Source organism: Magnetospirillum fulvum (genome assembly GCF_900108475.1).
In the GTDB taxonomy this organism is placed as follows: Bacteria; Pseudomonadota; Alphaproteobacteria; order Rhodospirillales; family Magnetospirillaceae; genus Phaeospirillum; species Phaeospirillum fulvum_A.
Window position 1 is genome coordinate 22,592 of the sequence record NZ_FNWO01000009.1, and the last position, 26,307, is coordinate 48,898.

General features: G+C 71.5%; 3 protein-coding genes. All 3 read right to left on the minus strand.

What is annotated here, in order from left to right:
* Positions 1 to 175: 175 nt before the first annotated feature.
* From BLW40_RS11275 to BLW40_RS11285, 3 genes are read right to left on the minus strand one after another with little or no spacing between them, the layout of a single operon-like run.
* Positions 176 to 5,356, minus strand: a complete 5,181-nt coding sequence (locus BLW40_RS11275; protein ID WP_074768610.1) for an SDR family oxidoreductase — start codon at positions 5,354 to 5,356, stop codon at positions 176 to 178.
* Positions 5,353 to 13,320 (minus strand): non-ribosomal peptide synthetase, encoded by a 7,968-nt coding sequence (locus BLW40_RS11280; RefSeq protein ID WP_074768612.1) that lies wholly within the window; start codon positions 13,318 to 13,320, stop codon positions 5,353 to 5,355. The genes BLW40_RS11275 and BLW40_RS11280 overlap by 4 nt, the downstream gene beginning before the upstream one ends.
* Positions 13,310 to 26,278 (minus strand): non-ribosomal peptide synthetase/type I polyketide synthase, encoded by a 12,969-nt coding sequence (locus BLW40_RS11285; RefSeq protein ID WP_170834567.1) that lies wholly within the window; start codon positions 26,276 to 26,278, stop codon positions 13,310 to 13,312. The genes BLW40_RS11280 and BLW40_RS11285 overlap by 11 nt, the downstream gene beginning before the upstream one ends.
* Positions 26,279 to 26,307 lie beyond the last annotated feature (29 nt).

Sequence of the window (26,307 nt, forward strand, 5' to 3'; positions counted from 1 at the left end):
CACAGAGTCCTATGTTACAAAGGGTGGGGGAATAACATCCTATAGGCGATTTAGGCTTTATCTTTTATCGAAAAATTGAAACAGTTTGGGGTGCTCTGGCGCCGAACGAGGTCAGTGATTGTGTATCACGCGGGTCGCCTGGTCGGCCCTGACCGGCGCGGGCAAAGCGGCTGCTTTATCCCGAGGCGGCCAGGATGGCGGCGACGGTGCGGGCCACCTCGGCGACGAAGGGCGGCTTCATCACGGTGAAGTGGTGTCCCGCCACGGTCTCGATCGTCAGGCCGCGGGCGAAGATCCCGTCCCAGCCGAGATCGGGGGCGGTGGTGATCTCCAGCGCCTGCGTCCGCGCCTTGATAAGCGTGGCGGACTGATCGAGCAAGACGGGGCGATAGGCATAGAGCGCGCGCAGATTGGCTTCGATCACCCGCCGATGGGCGGTCGGCAGCGTTTCCGTCATCCGCAGTGCCTCGGCGACTTCATCGGCGGAAAAGCCCTGGGCCATGCCGGGGCAGGTCGGCGCATAGGAATCGATCAGCAGCAGCGGCTCGACCGTCTCGCCCCGAAGCTGCAACAGCCGGGCCATCTCGACCGCCACCACGCCCCCCATCGACAGCCCGCCCAGGCGATAGGGGCCGTGCGGCTGGCGGGAGAGGATCGCGTCCAGATAGGTTTCGGCGATCGCTTCAATCGTTGTTAGCGGGGGGCCGCCCTCAAGACCGGGCGAGACCAGACCGAGGACCGGCAGCGAGGCGGGCAGCAGGCTGGCGAGGTGGATGAAGCTGAGCGCTCCGCCGTCCGACCCGTGGATCAGGAACAGCGGGGACAAAGCGCGGTCACCCCGGCGCAGGGTGACCAGCGGCGAACCAGAGGCGGTGGTGTCGGGGGAGAGATGGCGGGCACATCCCCGCACCGTCGGCTCGCCCAGCAGCCGCGCCGGGGGGAAGGCGGTGGCGAAGGCGGATTCGATCCGGCCGCACAGCGCCGCCGCGAGGAGGGAATGGCCGCCCAGGGCGAAGAAATCGTCTTCGACTCCGACGCTGTCCAGTCCCAGTAATTCGGCCCACAATTCGGCCAGGGTCTGCTCGACTGCGCCCTCGGGCGGGGTCGGCGGTCGGTCGAGATCGGGACGCGGCAGCCGGGTGCCGGAGGGACGGGCGTTGCCGTCGGTGTCGGCGTGGCGGGAGGGGGCGAGCACCCGCAGCCGTGACAGGTCGCGCACCGAGAGGGCGAGCCGCGACCGGCCGGCGGCCAGCACCCGCTCCAGCGCCGCGCCACCTTCGCCGCGATCAATCCCGACCAAGGGCTCGGAATCGTGGCCCAGCCGCTCGCGCAGCCAGTCCCCGGCCTCGACCGACATTCCCGCCTCGGTCCAATCGTCCCAATTGACGCTGACGATCCGCCCATCGGGACGGCATTCGGCCAGCCCGTCCTGGAACTCGCAGGCGGCTTCATAGCCGATCTGGCCGAATTTGGTCGGAAACAACACCGTTCCCAACGACGAGCACAACAGCACGAAATCAAGCCGGTCCGGTTCCAGTGCCTTCAGCAGAGCCAGCGAGCCATGCAGCTTGGGCCGCAGCACCGCCAGGGTCGCGTCGCGCTCGCGCCGCATCACCATTCCGGCATAATCGGCCAGCCCGGCGCAATGCAGGCAGCCGTGGATCGTCCCGAACGCGCTCCGCGCCGCCGCGATGGCGGCGGAAAGGGCGGCGGGATCGGCGACGTCGGCCGCGACCAGCCGCAACGCCGAGGCTTTGGCCGCGATCGCGATCAGTTCGCGGCCAAGATGCGCCTGACGCGGGTCGGACGACCCGGCCAGGGTGGCCCAGGATTCGGGCGGGGGCGGATCGCGGCGCGACAGCAGGATCAGGCGGGCCTGCCAATGCTCGGCCAGATGGCGGGCGAGGGCGAGGCCGACGCCGCCAAGGCCGCCGGTGACGAGATAAACTCCGCCCTGGCGCAGGGGCGGCGGCAGGGGGCTCGCGGGAAGCGGGGCGAAGTCGCGCCGCCACACCCGGCCATGACGTAACGCGGTCAGCGGTTCTTGCCCCAGCGCATGGCTGGATGCGGCTTCCAGCGCGCCAAGCAGCGCGGTGGCCAGCCGGTCCCATCGCCCTTTCAACGCGGGGTCGAGATCAATCAACTCGCGGGGGAGGTCGGGAAATTCGAGCGGCAAAATCTTGGCGGCGGCCAGCGCAAGGCTGGGCCAGGGCGATACCGCCTCGCTTCCCAGCGCCGACCAGCCGCCCAGGCTGACCGAAACGATCCGGCCGGGCGGTCGGGCCGACGCGGCGAGGGACCGGGTCAGCGCCATCGGCGCGAACAGCAAGATATCAAGGGCGCGGTCGGGATTGGGGTCGCTTTCTCCTGCCAGGGCGAGCGGCATCAAATCGAGGATCAGATCGGGCGGCGGCCCGGCCAGTCGGTCGAGATGGCGCGACCACAAGTCGGGATCGGTGGCGGCGCTGTCGGCGACGGAAAGCCCGGTTACCGCGCATCCCATCGCCCCCAGCCGGGCCGCCAAGGCCCGTCCCAGCGGATGGTCGAGACCGAGCAGGCAGATTGCGGTCGGTCCGTTCTCCCGCCCGATCGCGGCGGCGGGCAGATGTTCGACCCAGATCGGGGCGTGAAGCCAGCGGTCGAGATCGGAGCGCTTGGGCGGAAGCGCGCTCGTGTCGGCGGCAGAGGGGGCAGCGACGGCACCCGGCGCGGGCGGGTCGATCCAGAAGCGCTGGCGCGGGAAAACGGTGGCGGGCAGGGCGACCCGGGGCGGCGGGTCATCATGCAGGCTGCGCCAGGCGACCGTTACCCCGCTTTCCCACAGCCGGGCCAGTGCCCGCAGCGGCTCCTCGGCCTGGGCCTCGGCGCTGGCTCCGGCGGCCGGTTGCGACGACAGGACCGGCTGTTCGGCGCGGGCGGCGGGGTGGCTTTTCGCCATCCGGGCCAGGGTATCGGCAGGGCCAAGCTCCAGCAACGCGGTGTCGGGCTGGGCCAGCAGCATCGCCAGCCCGTCGCCGAAGCGCACCGGGCGGCGGATCAGATCGCACCAATAAGCGGGATCGGTCGCCTCGGCCTCTTCGACCCAGCGCCCGCTGGCGTTCGACAGCCAGGGCAGCTTCGGTACCGCCAGGGTCAGACCGGAAAAGGCGTCGCGGAACGAAGCCGCCGCGCCGTCCATCAACCGGGAGTGAAAGGCGCGGGTCACCGCCAGCCGGGCGCAGGGAAGGGACTCGGCGCGGCAGGTAGCCTCGGCGGTCTCGATCGCCGCGACTGGTCCGGACAGCACCGACTGGCCCGGCCCGTTGATCGCGGCCAGATCGAGATCGGGATGGCGGGAAAGGAACGCGCTCGCCCCGGCCTCGTCCAGACCCACCGCCAGCATCCCGCCCGGTGGTGTCGCCGCCATCAGCCGCCCGCGCCGGGACGCCAGCACCGCGCCCGCCTCGGGCGTCATCACCCCGGCGACGCAGGCCGCCGCCAGTTCGCCGATACTGTGCCCCAGCATCGCGGCGGGTACGATCCCAAGCTCCCGCCACAGCGCGGCCAGGGCGGTTTCCAACGCGAACAGCAGCGGCTGGACCGTCGCGGTGTCGGACAGAGCGTGGGCGAGAGCAGGATTCTCCCGCGCCCCGGGGGCGACGAAGGCGGTCAGGTCCGGCCCGCCATCGGCGGCGACAGCGGCGGCCATCCGGGCGAAGGCATCGCGAAACACCGGGTGGGCGCGGTACAGTCCCTCGGCCAGTCCCGGATATTGGCTGCCCTGCCCGGCGAACAGAAAGGCGACCGACCGGCCCGGTCTGGCCCGGACGTGGCGGTCGCGCTCCAGCGCCCGCGCCAGCCCGGCCCGGTCGGCCACCAGTTCGGCACGGCGAAACGCCATCGCCTCGCGCCCGCTTTGAAGGGTGGCGGCGATCTCGTCCAGCGCGGCGGGCCGCTCGCTCGCTGCGTCGTCGCGCCACGCCGCCAGCCGGTGGGCGGTCTCGTCCAGAGCCTCGGCCGATGGAGCCGACAGCGCGACCACCTGGACCCGGTTCGAGGCCCGGCGTGGCGGGGCCGGTGGGGCTTCCTCGACCACGACATGGACATTGTTGCCGCCGATCCCGAACGAACTGATCCCGGCCCGGCGCGGACCGTCGGCGGCCAGCCACGGCGCGGTCGCATTCGCGACGAAGAACGGGCTGTCGTCCAGCCCCAGCGTGGGGTTGGGCGCGGTGAAATGCAGGCTGGGGACCAGATGGCGGTGGCGCAGGCACAGCACCGTCTTGATCAGTCCGGCGATTCCGGCGGCGGCGTCGGTATGGCCGATATTCGATTTGATCGAGCCCAGCGCGATCCGTCGTCCGCCGCCGCCCGACCCGAACACCCGTTTCAGGGCGCGGATCTCGATCGCGTCGCCCAGTTCGGTCGCGGTGCCGTGAGTCTCGATATAGCCCGCTTCGGCGGGGTCGAGTCCGGCGATGTCCCAGGCTTCGGCGATTGTCGCCGCCTGTCCGTCCGCCGACGGGGCGGTGAAGCCGACCTTGCCCGCGCCGTCGTTGCCGCTGGCGCTGCCGCGCAGGACGGCCAGGATCGGATCGCCCGCCGCCAGCGCATCCTCGAAGCGGCGCAGCACCACCAATCCGCAGCCATTGCCCGGCACCGTGCCCCCGGCCCGAACATCGAACGGGCGGCAGCGCCCGTCGGGCGACAGGATCATGCCGGGCTGGTACAGATAGCCGACGGCATGGGGGACGCCGACGGTGACACCGCCCGCCAATGCGATGTCGGCCTCGCCCGCCAGCAGGCTCTGACTGGCGAGGTGGACCGCCAGCAGCGAGGTCGAGCAGGCGCTTTGCACCGTGATCGCGGGGCCGGTGCAATCGAGGGCATAGGCCGCCCGCGTCGCCAGGAAGTCGCCGCTGTTGAGGATCATCGTCGCAAACGCCTGATCCGACGCCAGCACCGCGTGCGGTTCGAGGCAATGGTGCAGATAGGTGTTGATCCCGGCCCCGCAATACAGCCCGACCCGTCCCGCCCGGTGACGGGGGGCGAGACCGGCCTGTTCCAGCGCGTCCCACGCGGTTTCGAGGAACAATCGGTGCTGCGGGTCCATCCGCTCGGCTTCGGCGGCGGTCAGGCCGAACTGGAGCGGCGAAAAGCGGTCATAGCCGTCGAGAACCGCCGCCCGCCGCACATAGGCCGGGTTGCGCCACACCGCTTCGGGCACACCGGCGGCGATCAGAGCGGATTCGTCGAGATCGACGATTCCTTCTTGTCCCTCGGCCAGCAGCCGCCACAGGGCGGCGGCATCGTTGGCGCCGGGAAAACGGCAGGCGATGCCGATAACGGCGATTTCGTTTCCGCTATATCCGTTCATGTCCGCTCCCTGCTGCGGCGCTGGCGCAGCGCGCTCAGTCTGTCTTGTCCATCTTGGCGGCTGCGGCTGGTCTCGGACGGGTCGGGCCGCGCCGCCGCCGTGCCGCCGCCCGATTCCAGCCGCGCCGCCAATTGGCGCACGGTGGGTAGGTCGAACAATTCAACGACGGTCAGGTCCGATCCCAGCGTCCGGTTCAGCGCCGAGCAGGTGCGCACCACCAACAGCGAATTGCCGCCCAGATCGAAGAAATTCTCGTCGGCGCCGATCTCGGGCAGCTCAAGCAATTCGGCCCACACCGCCGCGATCCGCTGTTCGAGCGGGGTGGCGGGGGGAACGCGGACGGTGCCGCCCGAACGCGCTGCCGCTGGACGCGGCAGGGCGGCGACATCGATCTTGTTGTTGATCGTCAGCGGAAAAGCAGGCAGCACGATCAGATGGGCTGGAACCATATAGACCGGCAGCGAGGCCCGGATATGGTCGATCAGCCGGGCCGGATCGGGTGCTGTGCCCTCCTGTCCGACGACATAGGCCAGCAGGCGGGGCGACTGGCCCGCGACGGTATCGACGACGATTGCCGCCTGGGCCACCTCGGGATCGCGGCGTAACACCGTCTCGATCTCGCCGGGCTCGATCCGATAGCCGCGAATCTTGACCTGCTGATCGACCCGCCCGGCGAATTCGATGCTGCCGTCGGGACGCAGGCGGCCAAGGTCGCCGCTTTTATAGAAGGTCGCCCCCGGCACCGCCGAAAACGGGTCGGGGAGGAATTTCTCGGCGGTCAGGTCGGGCCGGTTGAGATAGCCCCGCGTCACTCCGACCCCGCCGATATGGATTTCACCCACCGCGCCGATTGGGCAGGGGCGCAGCCGGTCGTCCAGCACGTACATCCGCATGTTGGGCAAGGCGAATCCCAGCGGCAGCGGACCGGAAAAATCGTGGCAGAGATGGGCGCTGCAACAAATCGTCGTCTCGCTCGGGCCATAGCCGTGGAAGAAACGCCGTCCCTCGCTCGCCCACCGTCCGGCCAGACGGTGCTCGCAGCCCTCGCCGCCGGTGATGATTGTGGCGAGGTCGGGCAGCTCTCCCGCCGCCGGGGGCGGCAGCACCGCCAGCGCCGAGGGGGTGAGAGTCATGTGGGTGACGCGGTGGCGGGCCAGGAAGGCGACCAGCGGCGGCCCGGGCAGCACCTCGCGCGGGCTGCCCATCGCCAGGGCGGCACCCGATCCCAGCGCCATCAGCATTTCCCAGGTGAAGGCGTCGAAGCTGAGCGAGAAGAATTGCAGCACCCGGCTGTCGGGGCCGACCCCGAAATGCTCGGTCTGGATCTGGGCCAGATTGGTCAGGCCGCGATGCAGCGTCAGCGATCCCTTTGGCCGCCCGGTCGAGCCCGAGGTGTAGACGATGAAAGCGACATTGTCGGGACCGGCGGCGCAGGGCGGTGGCGTCGCGGGCAGGGCGGCCAGGTCGTCGGATTCGTGGTCGAGCAGGATCGCGGCGCGGCCGCCGAGTGCGGGCATCCGCGGCAGCAGGTGGGACTGGGTCACCACCACCGGCGGGTTGGTGTCCTCGATCATCAGCGCCAGCCGGTCGGCGGGGTAATCCGGGTCGAGCGGCACATAGGCTCCCCCGGCCTTCAACACCCCCATCACCGCGACGACCATCTCGGGCGAGCGGTCGAGCCACACCCCGACAAAGCTTTCCGGCCCCACCCCCAGCGCCTGGAGACGATGGGCCAGCCGGTTGGCGCGTTGGTCGAGATCGCGATAGGTCGTCACGCTGTCGCCGAACAGGATCGCGGCGGAATCAGGGCGGCGGGCGGCATGGGCCTCGAACAGGCCATGCCACGGTCCCTGCCAGGGCATGGCGCGGTCGGTGCCGCTCCACTGATCGAGTATCGTGCGCGTCTCGTCGTCGCTCAGCATCTCGATCGCGTCAAGCGGGCGATCGCCCTCCTCGCACAGCCGCAGCATCAGCGTCCGCAGATCGCAGAGCAGGCGACGGCAGCACGCGGGCTCGAACCGGGCCGGGTCATAGACCAGACCGAGCCGGATGTCGTCGGCTTCGGGGGCGGTGACCAGGGTCAGGCCGTAATCGGTCCGCTCGAACGCCTGGAAGTCGGACAGGCGGACGCCCGCGCCGTCCTCGGCCCCCAACTCGCCCAGCGGATAGGTCTGGACCAGCACCAGCGAGTCGAACAATTGGGTGCCGGGCGGCAACGCGCTTTGGCGGGTCAGCAGGCCGAGATCGAGATGCCCGTGGGCCTCGCGCTGCGCCTGCCTGTCGCGCAACTCGGCCAGCCAGTCGGCGGCGGGGGTGTCGCGCGGGATGCGGACGCGAGCGGGCAGGGTGTTGATGCTCGACCCGACGATCTTGTCCGCGCCGGGCAGATCGGATGGGCGGCCCGACACGGTGACGCCGAACAGCACGTCGCGGCCGCCGCCGTGACGCGACAGCAAAAGCGCCCAGGCTCCCTGGATCAGGCTGCTGAGCGTCAGGCCGCGACGGCGCAGCGCCGCCTGCACGGTGCGGCTCGCCGTCCGCCCCAGCAACAGCGAGTCCTGCGGCCAGCCATCGGGATCGCCTCCGCTTCCTGCCAGCGGCAGCGGGGTGGGGGTATCGAACCCGGCCAGATCGTCTTGCCAGAAGGCGAGCGAGTCCGTTTCGTCGCGGCGGGCGAGCCAGCCGACAATCGCGCCAAACGACGGGGCGGGAGACTCGTCCTCCGCCACCCGCCCCTCGGGATCAATCAGACGGCGGCGAACCTCGTCGAGCAGCAGCGGCAACGACCAGCCGTCGAGAATCAGATGATGGTTCGACCACAGCATCCGCCACGTCGTCTCGCCGGTCCGGCACAGGGCCAGCCGCATCAGCGGGGCTTGGGTCAGATCGAACGGACGGGCGCGGTCCTCTTTCTGTAACCGGATCATCGCCGCGTCCTGCTCGGGTCCGCTTAAATCGCGCCAGTCGAGCAGGGTCACGGGCGGCACCACCCGGCGCCGCACCGCCTGAAGCGGCTCGGGCGGCCCGTCCCAGAAAAAGGCGCACCGCAGCGCGTCGTGGCGGGCGATGGCGCGTTCCCACGCGGTGCGGAAGCGTTCGGGCGTCACCGATCCGTCGCTGTCGATCCGGCAGGTGAATTGGTCGAAATAGGTGCCCGAGGATTCGTCGCGCAGGGTGTGGAACAGCATGCCGCGCTGCAACGGGGTCAGTGGGAACAGGTCGGTCAGCCCGCCGTCGCGAGCAAGGCGGTCGAGTTGGGCCGGGTCCAGTCCGGTCTGGTCGGCCAGCGGGAAATCGGCCGGAACCGGGCTGTCGTCGTCGGAGAGCGCGGCAAGGCGGACCAGGGCGACGGGCAGCCGTGCCGCCAGATCGGGGCCGAACCCGGCGGGCCAACGCGCAGGCGACAGGTCAAGCCGCAGCCGGACCCGGCCCGCGACGATCATCGCGTTGACCTCAAGCGGGTGGCTGAGCGGCTGGGGCGGCAGCAGCGGCGCGATTTGGTCGTCAAAGCCGATTCCGCGCGGCAGATCGCGGTCGAGCGCGCCCAGATAGTTGAACAGCAGATCGGCCGGGGCCAGGGCGTCGCGGCGGCGGACCAGGGCGGGATCGTCGCACAGCCGGACCAGCGCGAAATCGTCGGCGTGGTGGCGGGCGCGCCGTAGCGCCTGACGGGCGGCGGCCAGCGCGCGGGCCGCCGGATCGGAAGCGACGGCGGCGGCAAGGTCGAACCGCGCGGGGGTCATCGTGGTGAACCAGCCGATGGTGCGCGACAGGTCGATCCCGGCGGGCAGATCGGGGGGGAGGTCGCGGCCATGTCCCTCGATCTCGACCAGCCAGGAGTGCCGGTCGAGCGATTGGGCCAGGGCCAGCCCCAGCCCGGCCAGCAGCCATTCGTCGGGACGACGCATTCCTGCGGCCAGCTCAAGGCTCAACTCGACCGTCTCTGTCTTTCCGTTGCCGTCTTCGCTTGACCGCGCCAGCGGCGACAGCCCCGCCGCCTGCCGTTCGGCAAGGGCCAGGGCGGTCTTCGCAGCGGGCGTTCGCGCCGCCTCGGCCAGCCGGGCGGCAATCGCGGCGACCGAGACCGTCTTGGGCGGCAGCGAGGCGGCCTCGTCCTCCGTCTCGATCAGCCGGGCCAGATCCTCGACCAGGATGCCCCACGACACCGCGTCGATGGCGAGATGATGGGCCTGAAGCACCAGCCGGTCGGGGGCGGTGCGGATCAGACGGAGCAGCGGTCCGGCGGCAAGGTCGAACGGCGCGGCCAGCGCTTCGGCCAGACCGGCGGCGTCGGGTTCGATCAGGACGGCCCGGGCTTCGGCCGGATCGACCGGGCGCAGCCGGAAGCGGCCGTCGGCCGCCAGGGTCAGCCGCAGCATGTCGTGATGGCGAAGCAAGGCCAGGACGACGCGGCGCAGCGTCGCGGTTTCGACCGGGGCGGGGAGGGTCAGGGCCAGACTCATCGTCAGCCCGTCGCGCAGCGGCGCGGGCTGATCGCGCAGCCACGCCATGATCGGTAAGGGCGCGATTTCGCCGGTGATCTCGCTCTGCTCGGCGGCGATTCCGCCGTCCGACCGCGCCCGTTCGGCCAGTTCGGCCAGGGTGCGGGCCTGGAACAGATCGCGCGGCGACAGGGCCAGTCCCGCCCGCGCCGCCAGCGACACCACCCGCAACGCCAGGATCGAGTCTCCACCCAGTCGGAAGAAATTGTCGTCCTGGCCGATGTGGGGAACAGCCAGGACGCGGGCCCAGATTGCGGCGAGCAGGCTTTGTGTTCCGGGTTGCGGCGGTGCGCTTGTGCCCGGATGTTCGGTCGCGTCCTCGCCCTCGGCGGCCCCCTCGGCCAGCGTGGCGGCGGCGGGCAGATCGGGCTTGCCGTTGGCAAAGCGGGGTAGGCGCTCGACGATCCGGATCGCGTCGGGCAGCAGGTGGGCGGGCAGACGCGCGGCCAGCGCCCGGCGCATCTCCTCGGGATCGGGATGGGCGCCCTCGGCGGCTTCGACCAGGGCGACGAGACGGCCTCCGGCCCCGGTCACCACCACCGTCAGCGCGATCCCGCCCAGGGCCAGCAAGGCGGCTTCGATCTCGCCCGGCTCGATCCGGAAACCGCGCCGCTTGATCTGGCGGTCGGCGCGCCCCTCGAACAACAGAACGGCGGGGCCGTCCTCGCTCTGGGGCCGCAGCCGGGCACGGTCGCCGGTGCGGTAGAGACGCTGGCCGGGCCGTGCCGGATCGGGGCCGAACGGATCGGGGCCGAACGGGTCGGGATCGACCGGGTCGAGATAGCCGAGCGCCAGACCCGGCCCGCCCAGATACAGTTCGCCGACAGAGCCGGGCGGCACCGTCTGGCCGCGCGAGTCGAGCAGGAAGACGACGACGCCCGGGATCGGACGGCCAAGCGGCAGCGGCCCGGCGGCGGCGGGGCCGTCGCGGTCGGGATCGTAGAAGGTCGCGGTGACGGTCGCTTCGGACGGGCCGTACCCGCTCAGCACCCGACGCGCCCCTCCCGGCAGCCGCGACCAAGCCCGCAGGGTGGCGGGATCGACCGCCTCGCTGCCGGTGACGAGCAGGCGCAGCGCGGACGGCACCGCCAGCCGGTTTTCGTCGAGATGGGTGGTCCAGGCATCCCAGAAGCGGGCGGGCAGATTGGCGAGGGCGACCGCTTCGGTCTCCAGCAGGTCGGTGAACGCCGCGAGCGAATCTCGCGCCGGATCGGGGCAGATCACCACCCGGCCGCCCCGGACCAGGGTCGGCCACACTTCCTCCATCGCGACGTCAAAGCCGGGCGAGGCGAACTGAAGCACCGCTTCGCCTGCTTCGAGCCCGAACAGGTCGGCGGTGCTTTCGGCGTGAAAGGCCAGCGCGGCGTGGGAAATCCGGATTCCCTTCGGCTGTCCGGTCGAGCCCGAGGTGAACACGACATAGGCTTCGTCATCGGGAGCTGGGTCGAGGTCGGGGACCGGCGCGACCGGCTCCGGCCCGATCGCGCTCAGCCGCAGTTCCTGCCACGGGCCGGGCTCCAGCCGCGCCGCGTTTCCGTCATCGACGAGAATCGCGCGCAGTCCGGCCCGGGTCGCCAGTTGGCTAAGACGCGGCGCGGGCAAAGCGGGATCGAGCGCGACGAAGGCGCATCCGCTCCGCCACACGCCCCACAGTGTCGCGATCCACTCGCGTCCGCGCGGCACCAGCACGCCGACCCGGTTGCCGGGGGCGATTCCGGCCTCTCGCAGCGCCGCCGCGACGGCGCGGGCGCGCCGCTCCAGCCCGGCGTAATCGAGGCTTCCGTCGGCGTCGGTGATTGCGACGCGGTCGGGCCAGTCGCGGCAGGCGTGGCGCAACGCTTCGGGCAGCAGGGCGGCGACCGGCCGGGGGGCGATCCCGGCTCCCGACCAGGACCGGGTCAGCCGCGTCCTCTCGGCCTCGGTCAACAGCGGCAGGTCGAGCACGGGGCCATCGGGCTGGCGCACTGCGGCGGCGGCGAGGGTCAGCAGATGGCCGCTCCAGCGCTGAATCGTCGCCGCGTCGAACAGGTCGATCGCATATTCGATATAGCCGTCCAGCCCGCCGTCGCCGGTCGGCTCAAGGAACAGGGTCAGATCGAATTCGGCCCCGCCGCCGTCAAGCAGGCAAGGGGTGGCGGAGAGGCCGGGCAGGGCGAAATCGCCGCGCGGGGCCTCGTGCATCAGGAACATCGTCTGGAACAACGGGGTGTGGTCGAGGCTGCGCTCGGGCGCCAGCCGCTCGACCAGCCGCTCGAACGGCGCGTCCTGGTGGGCCAGCACCTGCTGCGCCATCGTCCGCGTCCGCTCCAGATAGGTCGTCAGCGGCGGGTTGTCGTCGCCCTGCAACCGCATCACCGCCGTGGTCAGGAACAGTCCGATCGTCTCCTCGGTTCCGGCCGGGCGCTGCGCCACCGGGCAGCCGACCGAGACGTCGTTCTGCCCGCTCAAGCGTCCGAGCAGCAAGCCCCACAGGCCCAGCCAGCTCATGAACGGCGTCGCCCCGGCACGGCGGCCCAGCGCGGCGACGTCGCGCGCCAGCGTCGCCGGAACGGCAAAGCGCAGGGTGCGGCCCCGGTTGGTCGGAACCGGCGGGCGGGGCCGGTCCCACGGCAGGGTCAGCAGCGGCGGCGCGGTCTCCAGGATCGCGGCGGCGGCGGCGACCGATTCGGCTTCGCGGGGATCGTCGCCCTTCGCGCTCTGCCAGTGGGCGACGTCGGTATAGCGCAGCGGCGGCGGTGAGGCGCGGTCGGGGTCGGGCGCGGTGGACGGGGCGATGCGGCGGGCATAGGCGCGGCCCAGGTCGCGCATCATCAGCCCCATCGAGCGGTAATCCGAGACAAGGTGATGAACCGCCAGCAGCAGGCCGTGCCGATTGGGTCCGATCCGGCACAGCAGGGCGCGGAACAAAGCCCCGGAGAGGACGAAGGGAAGGGCGGCGCGGGCGCGGGCGCGGCGGAGGAACGCCGCCTCGGGGTCGGGCTCGCCGCCGAGGTCCAGCCGCTCCAGCGGCTCGGCCGGGACCGGGCGCACCTCTTGCCACGGACTGCCGTCGCGCTCGACGATCACGGTCCGAAGCGCGGTCTGGCGGGTCAGCAACTCGACCAGCGCCGCCTCGAACGCGGCCTCGTCCAGCGGGCCGTCCAGCCGCAGCGCCAGCGGCATCGTGTAAGCTCCGGCACCGTCTTCCAGCCGGGACAGCACCCACAGCCGCCGCTGGGTCGGCGACAGCGGCGCCGTGTCGAGGTTCAGGGCGGGGATCGGGGCGACGGCGGCGGGCGAACCCGGCCGTCCGGGCAGACGCTCGATCAGCGCGGGCTTGTGCTGGCGAATCCGGTCGAGCAGATCGGTGGGGACGCCGCCCTTGGGGCCGCGCAGACGGATCTGACCGTCCTCGCTCCACAGGCTGATATCGCGCTCGGCGCATTCGGCGAGCAACAGGTCGATGTCGTGGTCAGAGGACATGCTCTTCGATCTTGCTTTCTTCGGTTGTGTCGGCGGGCGGGTGGGCGGCGGAAACCAGCGCGGCGGCGGTGCGGGGGGTCGGAGCCTGGAACAGCGCGCCCAGCGGCAGCGACACCCCCATCCGTTCGCGGATCAGTCCGATCAGCCGGGTCGCCATCAGGCTGTGGCCGCCCAATTCAAAGAAATCGTCGTCGGCCCCGACCGGCTCGATCCCCAGGATCTCCTGCCACAGGCCGATCAGCGCCGTCTCGGTGCCGGTCGCGGCCGGGGCATAGGGGGTGGCGAGGTCGGGCCGGGAATGACGCCCGGCCTGGGCCGGGTTCGGGGCCAGTTTTTGCGCCATCCGGGCCGGGCCGTCACGATCCTCGGCCAGCATCTCGAACAGGTCGCGGACCGACACCAGCACGCGCGGTTCGCCCGAGCCCAGCACCCGGCTCAGCACCTCGAAGCCTTGCGCGGCGGTCAGGCCGGGGGCGGGCGGGGAGTCCGGCAGCCCGTCATGGCGCTCGCGCCAGCGCCGGGCGGCGCGGACCGACATGCCGTCCTCGGTCCAATCGTCCCAGTCAATCGCGACGATGCGGCTGCCCTCGGCCTGATCGGCGACGGCGTCCATGAACTGGTTGGCGGCCTGATAGGCGGCCTGGGCGAATTTGTGGCCGGGCAGGGCGACGCCCAGGCTCGAGCACAGCACCAGGAAGGCCCGGCTGTCGTGGCGGCCGAGCAGCCGGGTCAGGGCCAGGGTTCCGGCGATCTTGGGGGCCAGCACCGGCAGTGAATCCGCCCGCTTCCGCCGTCTCGCCATCCCCGCCTCGTCGGCCAGACCGGCGGCGTGGATGATCCCGTCCAGCGGACCGAAGCGGTCGGTTGCCTGGGCATGGGCCGCCTCGATTGCCGCCGCGTCGGCGCAATCGGCGGCGATGACCAATACCGACCCGCCCAGCCGCTCGATCTCGCGGATGGCGCGGATGCGCCCTGCGATGTCGTCCTCGCCCTGGGCCAGGGCATCCCAATTGCCGGGGTCGGGCAGGCCGGTGCGCGAGGTCAGCACCAGCCGGGCCTGGAACCGGGCCGCCAGTTCGCGGGCCAGCCCCAGCCCGACTCCGCCCAAACCGCCGGTGATCCAGTAAACGCCGTGGCGGCGCAACGGAGACGGTTCGGCGGGCGGGAGCGGACGTGGATTCCAGCCCGGCAGCCAGCGGCGACGGCCGCGCAACGCCAGCTCGATCCCATCCTCGGGACCGGATAGCAGCGCGTCGAGCAGCCGGTCGGGATCGACCGCGCCCATTCCGATATCGACGGCGCGGCAGGTCAGGTTGTCCTGCTCGACCGGCAACACCTTCAACAGGCCCAACGCGGCGGCGGCGAACGGCGTGCCGCTCTCGTCACCGTCGATCCGGTGCAATCCCCGGCTGACCAACCCGATCCGGCACGGCGCGGACTCGTCGCCCTCGGCCAGCGCCTTGGCCAGATCGAACAGGCTGAACAGGGAAAGGTCCAGGGCGCGCCCGGTCTCGGCCTCGCCGCAGCCCACCTCCAGACTCCACAGATGCAGCACGATCTCGGGCCGCCGTCCCTCCGTCGTCAGCCGGGTCAGCCGGGCGGCAGGGGAATCAGGGTCGCCGGGGCGGACCCGCTCGACCATCCCGCCACGGGCGACGATCCGCTCGGTCAGCGCCTCGCCCAGCGGATCGGCTCCCTCCAGCAACAGCCAGTGGCGCGGGAAGCGGAGCGGGGATGCCGCCATCCCGCTCGCCCGCTGGGGACGCCAGGACGGCACATACAGCCATTGGGCCGGATCGCTGTCGGCGGCCCGCTCGCTTCGGGACCGGCGCGGCGCAACTCCGGGCTGACTCCAGTGACGGTCGCGGGCGAACGGATAGGCGGCCAGCGGAACCCGGCGGGCGGTGGGGGAAAGCCCGGCGGCAAAATCGGGCTCGGCTCCGGCCAGCCACAGCCGGGCCAGCGCTTCCTGAAACACCAGGGATTCGTCGCGGTCCTCGCGGGCGTGGCGCAGGCAATTCACCGTCTTGATCCCGGCGACGGCGGCGAACCCGCTCAAGGCCCGGCCCGGCCCGACCTCGATCCCGACCAATCCGTCGGCAGCGGCGGCGGCCAGCGCCGCGCCAAAACGGACCGGGGCCAGCATCTGGCGTGCCCAATAGGCCGGGTCGGTCGCCTGATCGGCGGTGAGGATCTGCCCGGTCAGGTTGGAATAGACCGGCAGGCGGGGGGGAGTCAGGGTCATCGTCGCGGCGAACGCGGCCAGCGCCTCGGCGGCGGGGGCCATCAGGGCGGAATGGAAGGCGTGCGAGGTGGCCAGCCGGTGAGCCGGGCGACCCTGGTGGCGCAACGATTCCTCGGCGGCCTGGATCGTCGCGACCGGTCCCGACAGGGTGCAGGCGGTGGGGCCGTTCAACGCGGCGACGGCCAGACCGGGATGGGCTTGGCACAGCGTCCCGGCCTCGTCCTCGGACAGGTCGGTCGCGATCATCGCGCCGGGCTCCATCGCCGCCATCAGGCGGCCGCGCTCGGCGACCAGCCGCAGGCCATCCTCGGCCGAGATCACCCCGGCGACGCAGGCGGCGGTCAGTTCGCCCAGCGAATGGCCCAGCAGCGCGGCGGGGGCAAGGCGGTACTGCGCCAGCAGGTCGGCCAAAGCGAGGCCGAGCGCGAACAGCAGCGGCTGGGTAGCCGCGGTGTCGGCCAGATCGGACTCGGGCCAGGACGGATCGAGCAGCATCGGCAGGATGTCGCGGCCGAGCAGCGGGCGCAAGAACTCGCGGCAGGTATCGAGGCGGCGGGCGAATACCGGCTCGGCGCGATAGAGGCCGCGCCCCATTCCCGGATATTGGCTGCCCTGTCCCGGCAGCAGGAACAGGAGCGGCGGCGCCCCGTCGCGGCATTGTCCGCTGAACTCGATGGTCCGCGCCGGATCGGGCCGCCCGCGTCCGCTCAGCCTGTCGGCGGCGGCGGCCTTGTCGCGGCAGACGATCGCCCGGCGCAGCGGCAAGGACCGCCGCCCCCGCGCCAGGGTCAGGCAGAAATCGTCGAAATCGACCGTCCCGGCATCCTGGGCCAGGGCGTGCGACAATTGCTCCAGCGCCGCCGGGCTCTTGGCCGACAGCTTCACCACCCGCCAACCGGGCTCCGTCTCTGTCTCCGGCAAGGGGGCGCGGGCGATTGCTTCGGCCTGGGCGACGACGACATGGGCGTTGGTGCCGCCGATCCCGAACGAACTGACCGCCGCCCGCCGCGTCCCGTCTGCCTTCGGCCAGGGCATCGGTCGGGTGGGCACGAAAAACGGCCCGGCGGCAAAGTCGATCCGGGGATTGGGCCGGGTGAAGTGGGGCGTGGGGGGAATCTCGCCGCCCGCGACGGTCAGCACGGTCTTGATCAGTCCGATCACCCCGGCGGCGGCGTCGGCATGGCCCAGATTGGCCTTGACCGCGCCCAAGCCGATCGAGCCGGGGGCAAGCGGGCCATAGGCCTGATGCAGCGCCGCCACCTCAATCGGATCGCCCAGTTCGGTGCCGGTGCCGTGCGCCTCGACATAGCCGATCTGGTCGGGGCGCAACCCGGCCTGGGCCAGGGCGGCGCGGATCGCCGCACTCTGCCCGGCGATGCCGGGGGCGAGATATCCGGCCTTGGCCGCGCCGTCATTGTTGATCGCCGCGCCGACGATCACGGCATGGATGGTGTCGCCGTCGGCCAGGGCGGCGGAGAGCGGGCGCAGCACGACCAGCCCGCAGCCGCCGCTGGGCACGGTTCCCCGCGCTTCGGCATCGAACGGGCGGCAATGGCCGTCGGGGGAAAAGATCATCCCGGGGCGATAGAGATAGCCGCGCGGGACCAGCGGCAGCGACACGCCACCGGCCAGGGCGAACTCGGCCTCGCCCTGGCGCAACGCCCGGCACGCCATCGCCACCGCAGTCAGCGAGGTCGAGCAGGCGGTCTGCACCGTCACCGCCGGGCCGGTCAGATTGAGCAGATAGGCGGTGCGGGTGGCAAGGAAGTCGGCCCCGTTGCCGGTGTAGGCGGCGAAGCCTTCCTCGGACAAAGGCGGGCCGTCGGGATAGGCCAGCGCCAGATAGTGGTTGGCCCCGGTTCCGGCGAACAAGGCGGCGGACAGGCCGTCGGGGCCGGGGGCATGACCGGCATGTTCGAGCGCGTGCCAGGCGCATTCGAAGAACACCCGCTGTTGGGGGTCGAGTCCCGCCGCTTCGTGCGGGCTGATGCCGAAGAACCCGGCGTCGAAGCAATCTATGTCGGCGACGAATCCACCGGCGCGGACATAGGCCGGATCGGCCAGTTGGGCGGGGTCCAGTCCGGCGGCAAGCAATTCTTCGTCGCTGAAGCGCCCGATCAGCTCGCGCCCGTCGCGCAGCGCCTGGGCAAAGGCGGGCAGATCGGGCGCGCCGGGCAGACGGCAGGCCATCCCGATCACCGCGATCGGCTCGGCGGCGTCGCGGGGGGAGGGCACCGCCTCGGGCTCGGGCGCGGACGCACCGTCCGAGGGCTCCAACGCCTCGGCCAGACTGGCGATGGTGGGGTGACGGAACAGATCGACGGCGGCGATCTTGTGCTGGCAACGCTGTTCGATCAGGCTCTGCACCTGGGCCACCAGCAGGCTGTGGCCGCCAGCGTCAAAGAAATTCTCGCGCTCGCCGACCTCGCGTCCCAGCACCTCGCGCCAGATCTCGGCCAGCAGCGGGCGCAGCCGGGCGGCAGGCAGACCGCGCGCGGGGCGGGGCGGCGGCGGGGTGGGTGCTGCCAGGGGCAAGGCGGCGGTGTCGATCTTGCCATTGGCGGTCAGCGGCAGGGCGTCGAGGCGGACGATCCGGTCCGGCACCGCCTGGGGCGGCAGCCGCTCCTTCAGCCGCTGGCGCAATTCCTCGGCGGTCGGCGACGGACCCTCGGCGCGGGCCGGAACATAGCAGGCGACCAGCAGCGTGGTTCCGCCCTCGGCGCGCGGCACCACCACCGATTGCGCGACCTCGGGGAACGAATCGAGCAGGGCGGCGACTTCGATTGGTTCGATCCGGACGCCTCGGATTTTGACCTGATCGTCGCGGCGGCCCAGGAAGTCGAGCCCGCCATCCTCGCGACGGCGGACGCGGTCACCGGTGCGGTAAAGCCGCCCCTCGGCCCCCAGCGGGTGGGCGATGAACACGGCTTGGGTCAGATCGTCGCGGCCGAGATAGCCGCGCGCCAGACCGATCCCGCCCAGATACAATTCGCCCGCGACGCCGGGGGCGGTCGGCCGTCCGGCGGCATCGAGGCAGAACGCCTGGACGTTGGGCAATGGGCGGCCGATGTCGCTGCTGGTGGTCAAGCGGGTCGCGGTGGCGCACACCGTCGCCTCGGTCGGGCCATAGGCGTTGAACAGGGTCCGGCCCGGCGACCAGCGCTCGGCCAGCGCCTGCGGGCAGGCTTCGCCGCCCAGCACGAGGCAGGCGAGGTCGGGTAGGTCGTCCTGGACCGGCGGCAGCGCGGCCAGCGCCGAGGGCGGCAGCGACAGATGGGTGACGCGATAGGCTTTCAGCAGTTCGACCAACTCCCGCCCCGGCACGATGGCCAGCCGGTCGGCCAGCACCAGGGTTCCCCCGGCGCAGAGCAGGGTGGCGAGTTCGCCCATCGCGACGTCGAAGGCGGGCGAGACCAGCAATAGCGCCCGCGTCGCGGGGCCGATTCCGTACAGGTCGGCCTGGGCCAAGGCAAGGTTGACCAGCGAGCGATGCTCGACCGCGACCGCCTTCGGCGCCCCGGTCGTGCCCGAGGTGGCGATGACATAGGCCAGACTCCGCCCGTCGGCGGGCAGGGTCCGGCCGGGCGTCGCCGGGGGGCGGGCGGAGGGTGACGTGGCGAGCCGGTCGGGGGAGATCCGCGTCGTGCCGGGCGGCAGCGGCGGGAGCGACCGCGCCGGATCGGTCACCAGCAGCACCGGGGCGGTCTGGCGCAGGATCAGGGCGATCCGCTCGGGCGGCCAGATCGGATCGAGCGGCAGCACCGCCGCGCCCGCCTGGAGCAGTCCCAGCCAGCAGGCGACGAAATCGGGACCGGGTTCGAGGCAGAGCGCGACCAAGGCGTCGCCGGTTTCGGGCAGATGGGGGGCGATCGCGGCGGCGATTGCGCTGGCGCGGGAGTCGAGCGCGCCCCGGGTCACTGGTCCGGCCGGGCCGTCGAGGGCGATGGCCTCGGGATCGGCCAGCGCTTGGCGCCGGATCAGGTCGTGGATCAAGGCGGGCCGGGGCAGCGCGACCGGGGCACCCTGCGACAGACGTCCCAGGCGGTCCTGCTCCTCGGGGGGGATCAGCGGCAGCGCCCGCCAGTCGCGGTCGGAGGCACCCGTCTCGGCCAGGGCGCGGCACAGGGTCAGGGAGTGGGCGGCCAGACGCTCGATTGTCGCGGCGGTGAACAGGTCGGCGGCGGCGGTGACGGTCAGGGACAGACCTCCCGCCGCATCGGGTTGGGTTTCCCACACCAGATCGAGCCCGGTGCGGATCGGGTCGATCGGATAGGGCGTCGCGGTGGCGCCGGGCAGGACGGGCGGGGCGAACGGTTCGTTGTGATGGACGAACAGGCACTGGACCAGCGGGGCATAGGCGAGGCTGCGCTCGACCTTGGCGGTCTGAACGATCCGGTCGAACGGCGGCTCGGCGTGGGCCTGGGCGGCGTGGCTGGCCCCGCGGGCGATGTCGAGCAGATCGGCGACCGAGCGGGCGCGGTCGAGCCGCAGCCGCAGCGGCAGGGTGTTGACGAAAAAGCCGATCAATCCATGCGTCGCCGGATGGTTGCGGTTGGCGCTGACCATCCCGATCACCAGATCCTCGCGGCCGCCATGGGCGGCGAGCAGGGCGGCGAAGGCGGCGAGCAGGACCACCGGCCGGGATTCGCCGCGCCGCCGCGCCAGGGCGTCCAGCCCGGCCAGGGTGGCGGGGTCGAGTCCGACGCGGACGACACTGGCCCGTCCGTCGCGCCGGGCTGGGCGGGGCCAATCGCTTGCGAGGTCGAGCAGCGGCGGGGCTCCCTCCAGGCTTTGGCGCCAATAGGCCAGATCGGCGGCAAAGCGGCCGCTTCGCTCGCGCGCCAGCGCCCAGGCGGCATAATCGTAATAGCTGACCGGCAGAGGGGGCAAGGCGGGCTGGCGCCCCTCGGCCAGCGCGGCGATGGTGGCGCTCAGTTCGTCGAGGAATACCTGGGTCGACCAGCCGTCCCAGGCGATATGATGGGCGCTGAAATAGAGCCGGGCCTGGTCCGGCCCAAGCCGGGCCAGCCGCAGCCGCAGCGGCGGCTCGGCGGCCAGATCGAACCGGGCCGCCGCGATCATTGTCTCCAGCGCGGCCAGTCCATCCTGCCGGGAATCGTCGGTCAAGCCCGACAGATCCAGGGCGGCGAAGATATCGTTCATTGCCGTCTCGGTCGGCAGCAGGGTCAGAAGGGGCTGGCCCTGTGCCTCGCCATGGAGCGTCCGTAACGGCAGATGCCGCGTTACCACCGCCCGGATCGCCGCTTCGAGATGGTCGGGATTGAGCGGACCGGACAGGTCGAACCCGCCTGCCAGACCGTCGCCCCGCTCAGCCCCCTCGATCAATTGGCGGCTCCAGAAGCCGCGCTGCGCGGGCGACAGGTCGGGAACCGAGCCAGCGGCGCGGGGGACCAGCGGCAGGTCGGGGGTGGCTTCGTCGTCCCCGTTCTCGTCCAGCCAGCGCGCCAGTCCGGCCACGGTCGGGGCAACGAACACCCGCTCGACCGGGAAATCGCGGCCGGACAGGGCGGCGATCCGCGCCGCCAGCCGTACCGCCAGCAGCGAATGGCCGCCGCAGGTGAAGAAATTAGCGTGGATCGAGGCGGGGGCTTGCCCCAGAATCTCGCTCATCGCCTGGGCGACCAGGGTTTCGCCGGGGGTGGACGGGGCGGCGCTCGCGGCTGCCGAGGGCAACGTCTCGCCCGGTTCCAGCGCGGACAGGGCGCGGCGGTCGAGCTTGCCATTGGACAGCAAAGGCAGTCGCTCGATCCGGGAGAAGCGGTGCGGCACCATCGTCCGGGCGATCCGACCGGCGGCGAAGGCGTGCAGGGAATCGGCGGTCAATCCGGCACCGGCGACGGGATCGAGCACGACGAAGGCGGCCAGGATCGGCTCGCCGCCGGGCAGGCTGGCCCGCGTCACCGCCGCGTCGCGTACTGCCGGATGGGCGCGCAAGGTGGCCTCGACCTCGCCGGGTTCGATCCGAAGCCCATGCAGCGAAATCATGAAATCGTCGCGACCGAGATAGTCCAGCATGCCGTCGAAGCGGAAGCGGCCCAAATCGCCGGTGCGAAACAGCCGCTCGCCGTCGGGGGCGGTGGGGAAGGCGGCGGCGGTCTGGTCGGGATCGTCGAGATAGCCTCGCGCCAATTGCTCGCCCGCGACATGAAGGATGCCGGGCACGCCGGGCGGAACCGGCCGCCGGGCGGAATCGAGGACATAGATCCGGTTGCCCGGCAGCGGGCGACCGATCGGCACCGTTCCGTCCGGCGGCAGCGGGTCGTCGGGGCCGACTTCGTACCACGACACGTCGGCGGAGACTTCGGAACTGCCATAGATATTGAGCAGCCGGGCGTTGGGCGCGGCCCGGCGCAGCCTTGCCAGCAGATCGGCCGGCATCGCTTCGCCGCTGACCGAGATCAGGCCGAGCCGGGGCAGCCGCCGTCCCAGATCGGGGGCGGCGTCAAGCAACAGCGCCAGCAGTGAGGGCACCAGCAACAGACGGGTCGCTCCGATCTCGTCCAGCCGCGCCAGCAGCCGGTCGGGATCGTGGATGTCGGCGTCGGACAGCGGCACGACGGGCACCCCGGCCAGCAGCGGGCCGAACAATTCGGCCAGACTGTCGGCGAAGGTGACGGCGGCGCGCAGGCAGCAAATTTCGCCCGGCCGATAGGGGTGACGGCTCCATTGCCAGCGCAGCCGGTTGACGATGCCGCGATGGGTGCAGACCACCCCCTTGGGGCGGCCGGTCGAGCCCGAGGTGAACAGCAGGAAGGCGCATTCGTCGGGGTGGGCGGACAGACCGGGCGGAACAAACGAATCCGGTGCGGGGTCGGGGGCGAGCGGGGCCAGCGCTGTGATCCCCAGCGCCGCCAGCCGGGCGGATTCGCCCTCGCCGCAGATCGCCAGCCGCAGCCCGGCCGCCTGGGCGGTCTGGGCGATCTTGTGGTCGGGTGCGGCGGGATCGAGCGCGACGAACGGGCATCCGGCCAGCAGGGCGGCGGTGCTGGCCCGCACCAGCGCGACCGAGCGGGGCAGCAGCAGCCCGACCGGTTGGCCGGGGCGGGCTCCCTGGCGCAGCATCTCCCAGGCCAGGGCGCGGCTTTCGGCGAACAGCGTGCCGCACCGGATTTCGTCGCCTTCGATCGTCCGGACCGCCGTCGCGGCGGGGGAGGCGCACGCGCGGTCGGCCCACAGCCGGGCCAGGGTCGCGCCGTCGTCCGGTCCGACCGGAGGACCGCCCTGCCACGTCTTCATCACCAGAGTGCGCTGCTCGGGCGGCAGCAGGTCGATCTCGTCGAGCGGACGCTCCGCCGCGTCGGTCGCGGCGACGAGGATATGGCGGTAGGATTGGGCGAAGCGGGCCGCCGTGACCGGCTCAAACAGACCGCGATCGGCGCTGAGGCAGCAATCAAGGCCGCCGTCTTCGCTTTCCTCGACCGACAGGAACAGGTCGAACGGCGACGAATTCGGCGACAGCTTCTCCAGCCGGACCTCGAGGCCGGGCAAGTCGGGGGCGTGGCTGACCACCGATTGATAGGCGAACATCACCTGGAACAGCGGGGCGTGACCCAGGCTGCGGTCGGGGTTCACCGCCTCGACCACCGCCTCGAACGGGGTGTCTTGGTGGCGCAATCCATCCAGGACGGTCAGGGCGGTCCGTTCGATCCGCTCCAGGAACGAGTCCCCGTCGGCTTGGTGCAGCGGCACCGCCAGGGTGTTGGCAAAAAAGCCGATCAGGTTGGCGAGGTCGGGGCGTGGCCGGTTGGCGACTGGGAGGCCAATCACGACCCGGTCCTGCCGCGACAGCCTTGTCAGCAGCAGGGCGAACCCGGTCAGGGTCGCAATCGCCAGGGTGGTGTTGCGCCCCGCCGCCAGGGTACGCAGACGCGCCGTCTCCGCCGCCGACAGGGTAACCCTGTGATGGGTGGCGGAGCGGAGGCGGTTCGGTCGGCGGGGATGATCGAGCGGCAGGTCGAGCCGTGGCGGCGCGTCCTTCAACCGCTCGCACCAATAGGCCAGACCGGCGGCATTGGCGGTGGCCGGGTCGCGCTGCCAGCGGGCGAACTCGGCATAGCGGGTGCCAAGCGGCGGCAGATCGGGCTGCGATCCGGCGTGGAAAGCCCCATAGGCGCGTTCCAGTTCGCGCAGCAGCAGCGCCAGCGACCAGCCGTCCGAGGCGCAATGATGCAGGCACAGGACCAGGAGATGCGCGTCAGGCTCCAGCGCGAACAGGGCGATCCGGATCGGGTGATCGCGGTCGAGCGCGAAGGGAAGGTCGATCAATGTCCGGATCGCGGCGTCGAGCCCCTTTGCCGTCACCGCGACCGGATCAAGGAGGACGGGGGGGACCGGGTCGATCCGCTGGACCGGCTCGTCCTGGTCCGGTCCGGCGACGATCCGGGTCCGCAGCGGTTCGTGGCGGGCCAGGATCAGTTCCAGCGCCCGGGTGAGGGCGGGCAGGTCGAGCCGTCCTGTCAGCCGCAGTCCGACCGGGTTGTTGTAGCTGCTTTGCGGGCCGTCGAGCCGGTCGAGCAGCCACAGCCCCCGCTGGCCGAACGAGACGGGGGGATCGTCGGCCTGGGATGAGGGCGATGGCGGCGGCGACGGGATGGTCGCCGCGACCGTGCCGGGCCGCCGGGCGATGGCGTCGGCCAGGGCGCGGCACAATCCGGCCGGGGTCGGGGCCTGGAACAACAGCGCGGGCGGCAGGTCAAGACCGAGCGTGCGGCCCAGTTCTTCGAGGATGCGGGCCGCCGCGATCGAGTCTCCGCCCAAGGTCAGGAACGAATCGTCGGGAGCGACGCATTCTTGCCCCAACACGGTGCGCCAGACCTGGGCGACCAGGGCGAACAGCGGAGCGTCGGTGACGGAGTCGAAGGGGGCGCTCTGTTCTGACCGGGTGGACGGGCGCGGCCGCGCCGCCGCTTCCAGCCGAGCGATAGCCTCGCTCAGACGGTCGAACCGGCCCGATTGCACATCGCTTTGCAGGTCGCCCCGCTTGATCTTGCCGATCGAGGTGCGGGGCAGGCTGTCGGGCGGCAGCGGCAGGCACAGAGCGAGGGCAAGCCCGGTGCGGTCGGCCACCGCGCCGCGAATTTGGGCGATCATCTCGGCGAGCCGTTCGGCCTCGTCCTCGGACCAGAAGGAAGCCGCCGCATGGTCCGGCGGCAGGATCGTCAGATCGCGCGGGGCGAACAGCAGGGCGACCTGATCGGTCTGGCTGCCGTCGCGGCGGACCCCCAGTGCGGCGGTCTGGCCCGGCACGATGGTCTGGACGGTTTCGGCGGCGATTTCGATTTCCGGACTGGCGACGTTCAGCCCGTTGACGATCAGCACGTCCTTGCCGCGTCCGACCAGGAACAGCCGCCCCTGATCGAGAAAGCCGAGATCGCCGGTATCGAACCAGCCGTCCAAGAACGCTTCGGCGGTCGCCTCGGCATCGTTGACATAGCCCTCGATCAGCGCCTCGGTGCGAATCTGGACCCGGCCGATGCTGCGCTCGGGCCGGACCTCGCCTTGGTCGTCGGCGATCCGCAGCGACAGGCCGGGGACCGGAACGCCCAGGCCGGTGACCGGCTGGGCGGTGAGGCCGGGCACCAAGCAGGTTTCGAGTCCCTCGGCAAAGGTGATGCCGCCGCCCGCCTCGCTCATCCCAAAGCCGGGGCGCAGCACGCCGGGGCGCAGGCCGAAGCGAGCCAGCGCCTGTTCGAAGCGTCGGGCGGCGACGGCATCGACCGCCTCGCCGCCGCTGATCAGAATCCGCAGATGGCTGAGATTCCAGCGATCCGAGGGGATGACGTCGCCACGGTCCAGGGTTTCCAGCCGCTCGGCGACCAGAGTGAAGATGAAATTGGGGACGAAGGCCAGCGCGGCTCGGCTGCGATCCAGTCCGTCGAGCAGGCGGAGCGGGTCTTTCAAAACGGATTCGGTCGGGATGTGGCTCTGCTCCGCTCCATGCAGCAGGGCGCCGAGGGCGAGGAAGGCCAACCCGGCGACATGGTCGAGCGGCATCCAGTTGAAGACCGAATCGGCGGCGCAAAGGTCGAAGCGGGCATCGAAGCCGCGCAGGGCATGGTGCAGCCCGTGATGGCTGAGCGGAACCCCCTTGGGCTGGCCGGTGCTGCCCGAGGTGAACAGCATCAACCCGATATCGCCGGGCGCGGGCGCGGGCGGCGGCGGTGTCTCGCCCTCTCTCCCGGCCAGCGCCGCCGACAGCGGGAGCAGACGGGGCGGCGCGGCATCGTTGGGCCACAGGTCGGCCAGTCGGTCGCAATCGCTATCGTTGGCCAGGATCGGCGGCTGGCCCAGCGTCTCCCACACCTGACGCAGCCGGGGCAGGGCGGCGGCGGCCTGATCGGGAGCCAGCAGCGGAACCGCGACGAGACCGCCCAGCAGGCAAGCCGACAGACCGGCCAGGATCAGATGGGGATCGCCTTGCAGCAGGATCATCGCGCCGCCGGGCTCGACCGCGCGCCGCAGCGACACGGCGATCCGTTCCGCCTCGGCCAGCAGATCGGGATAGAGGATGCGGTGGGACGCGCCGCCCGATCCGATCCACGACAAACCGGCGTGGGGGCAGTCGTGGGCGGCCCGGCGCAGCAGCATGTCGAGCGAAACCGGTGCTTCGGGTGGCAGCGGGGGAAACCCGTGCGTCTCCGCCGCAGGGGGGCGACCCGGACTGACGGTGGAGGGGAGACCCGACGCGGTCATATTCCTGCTCTCCGGCTGTTTCATGCGCA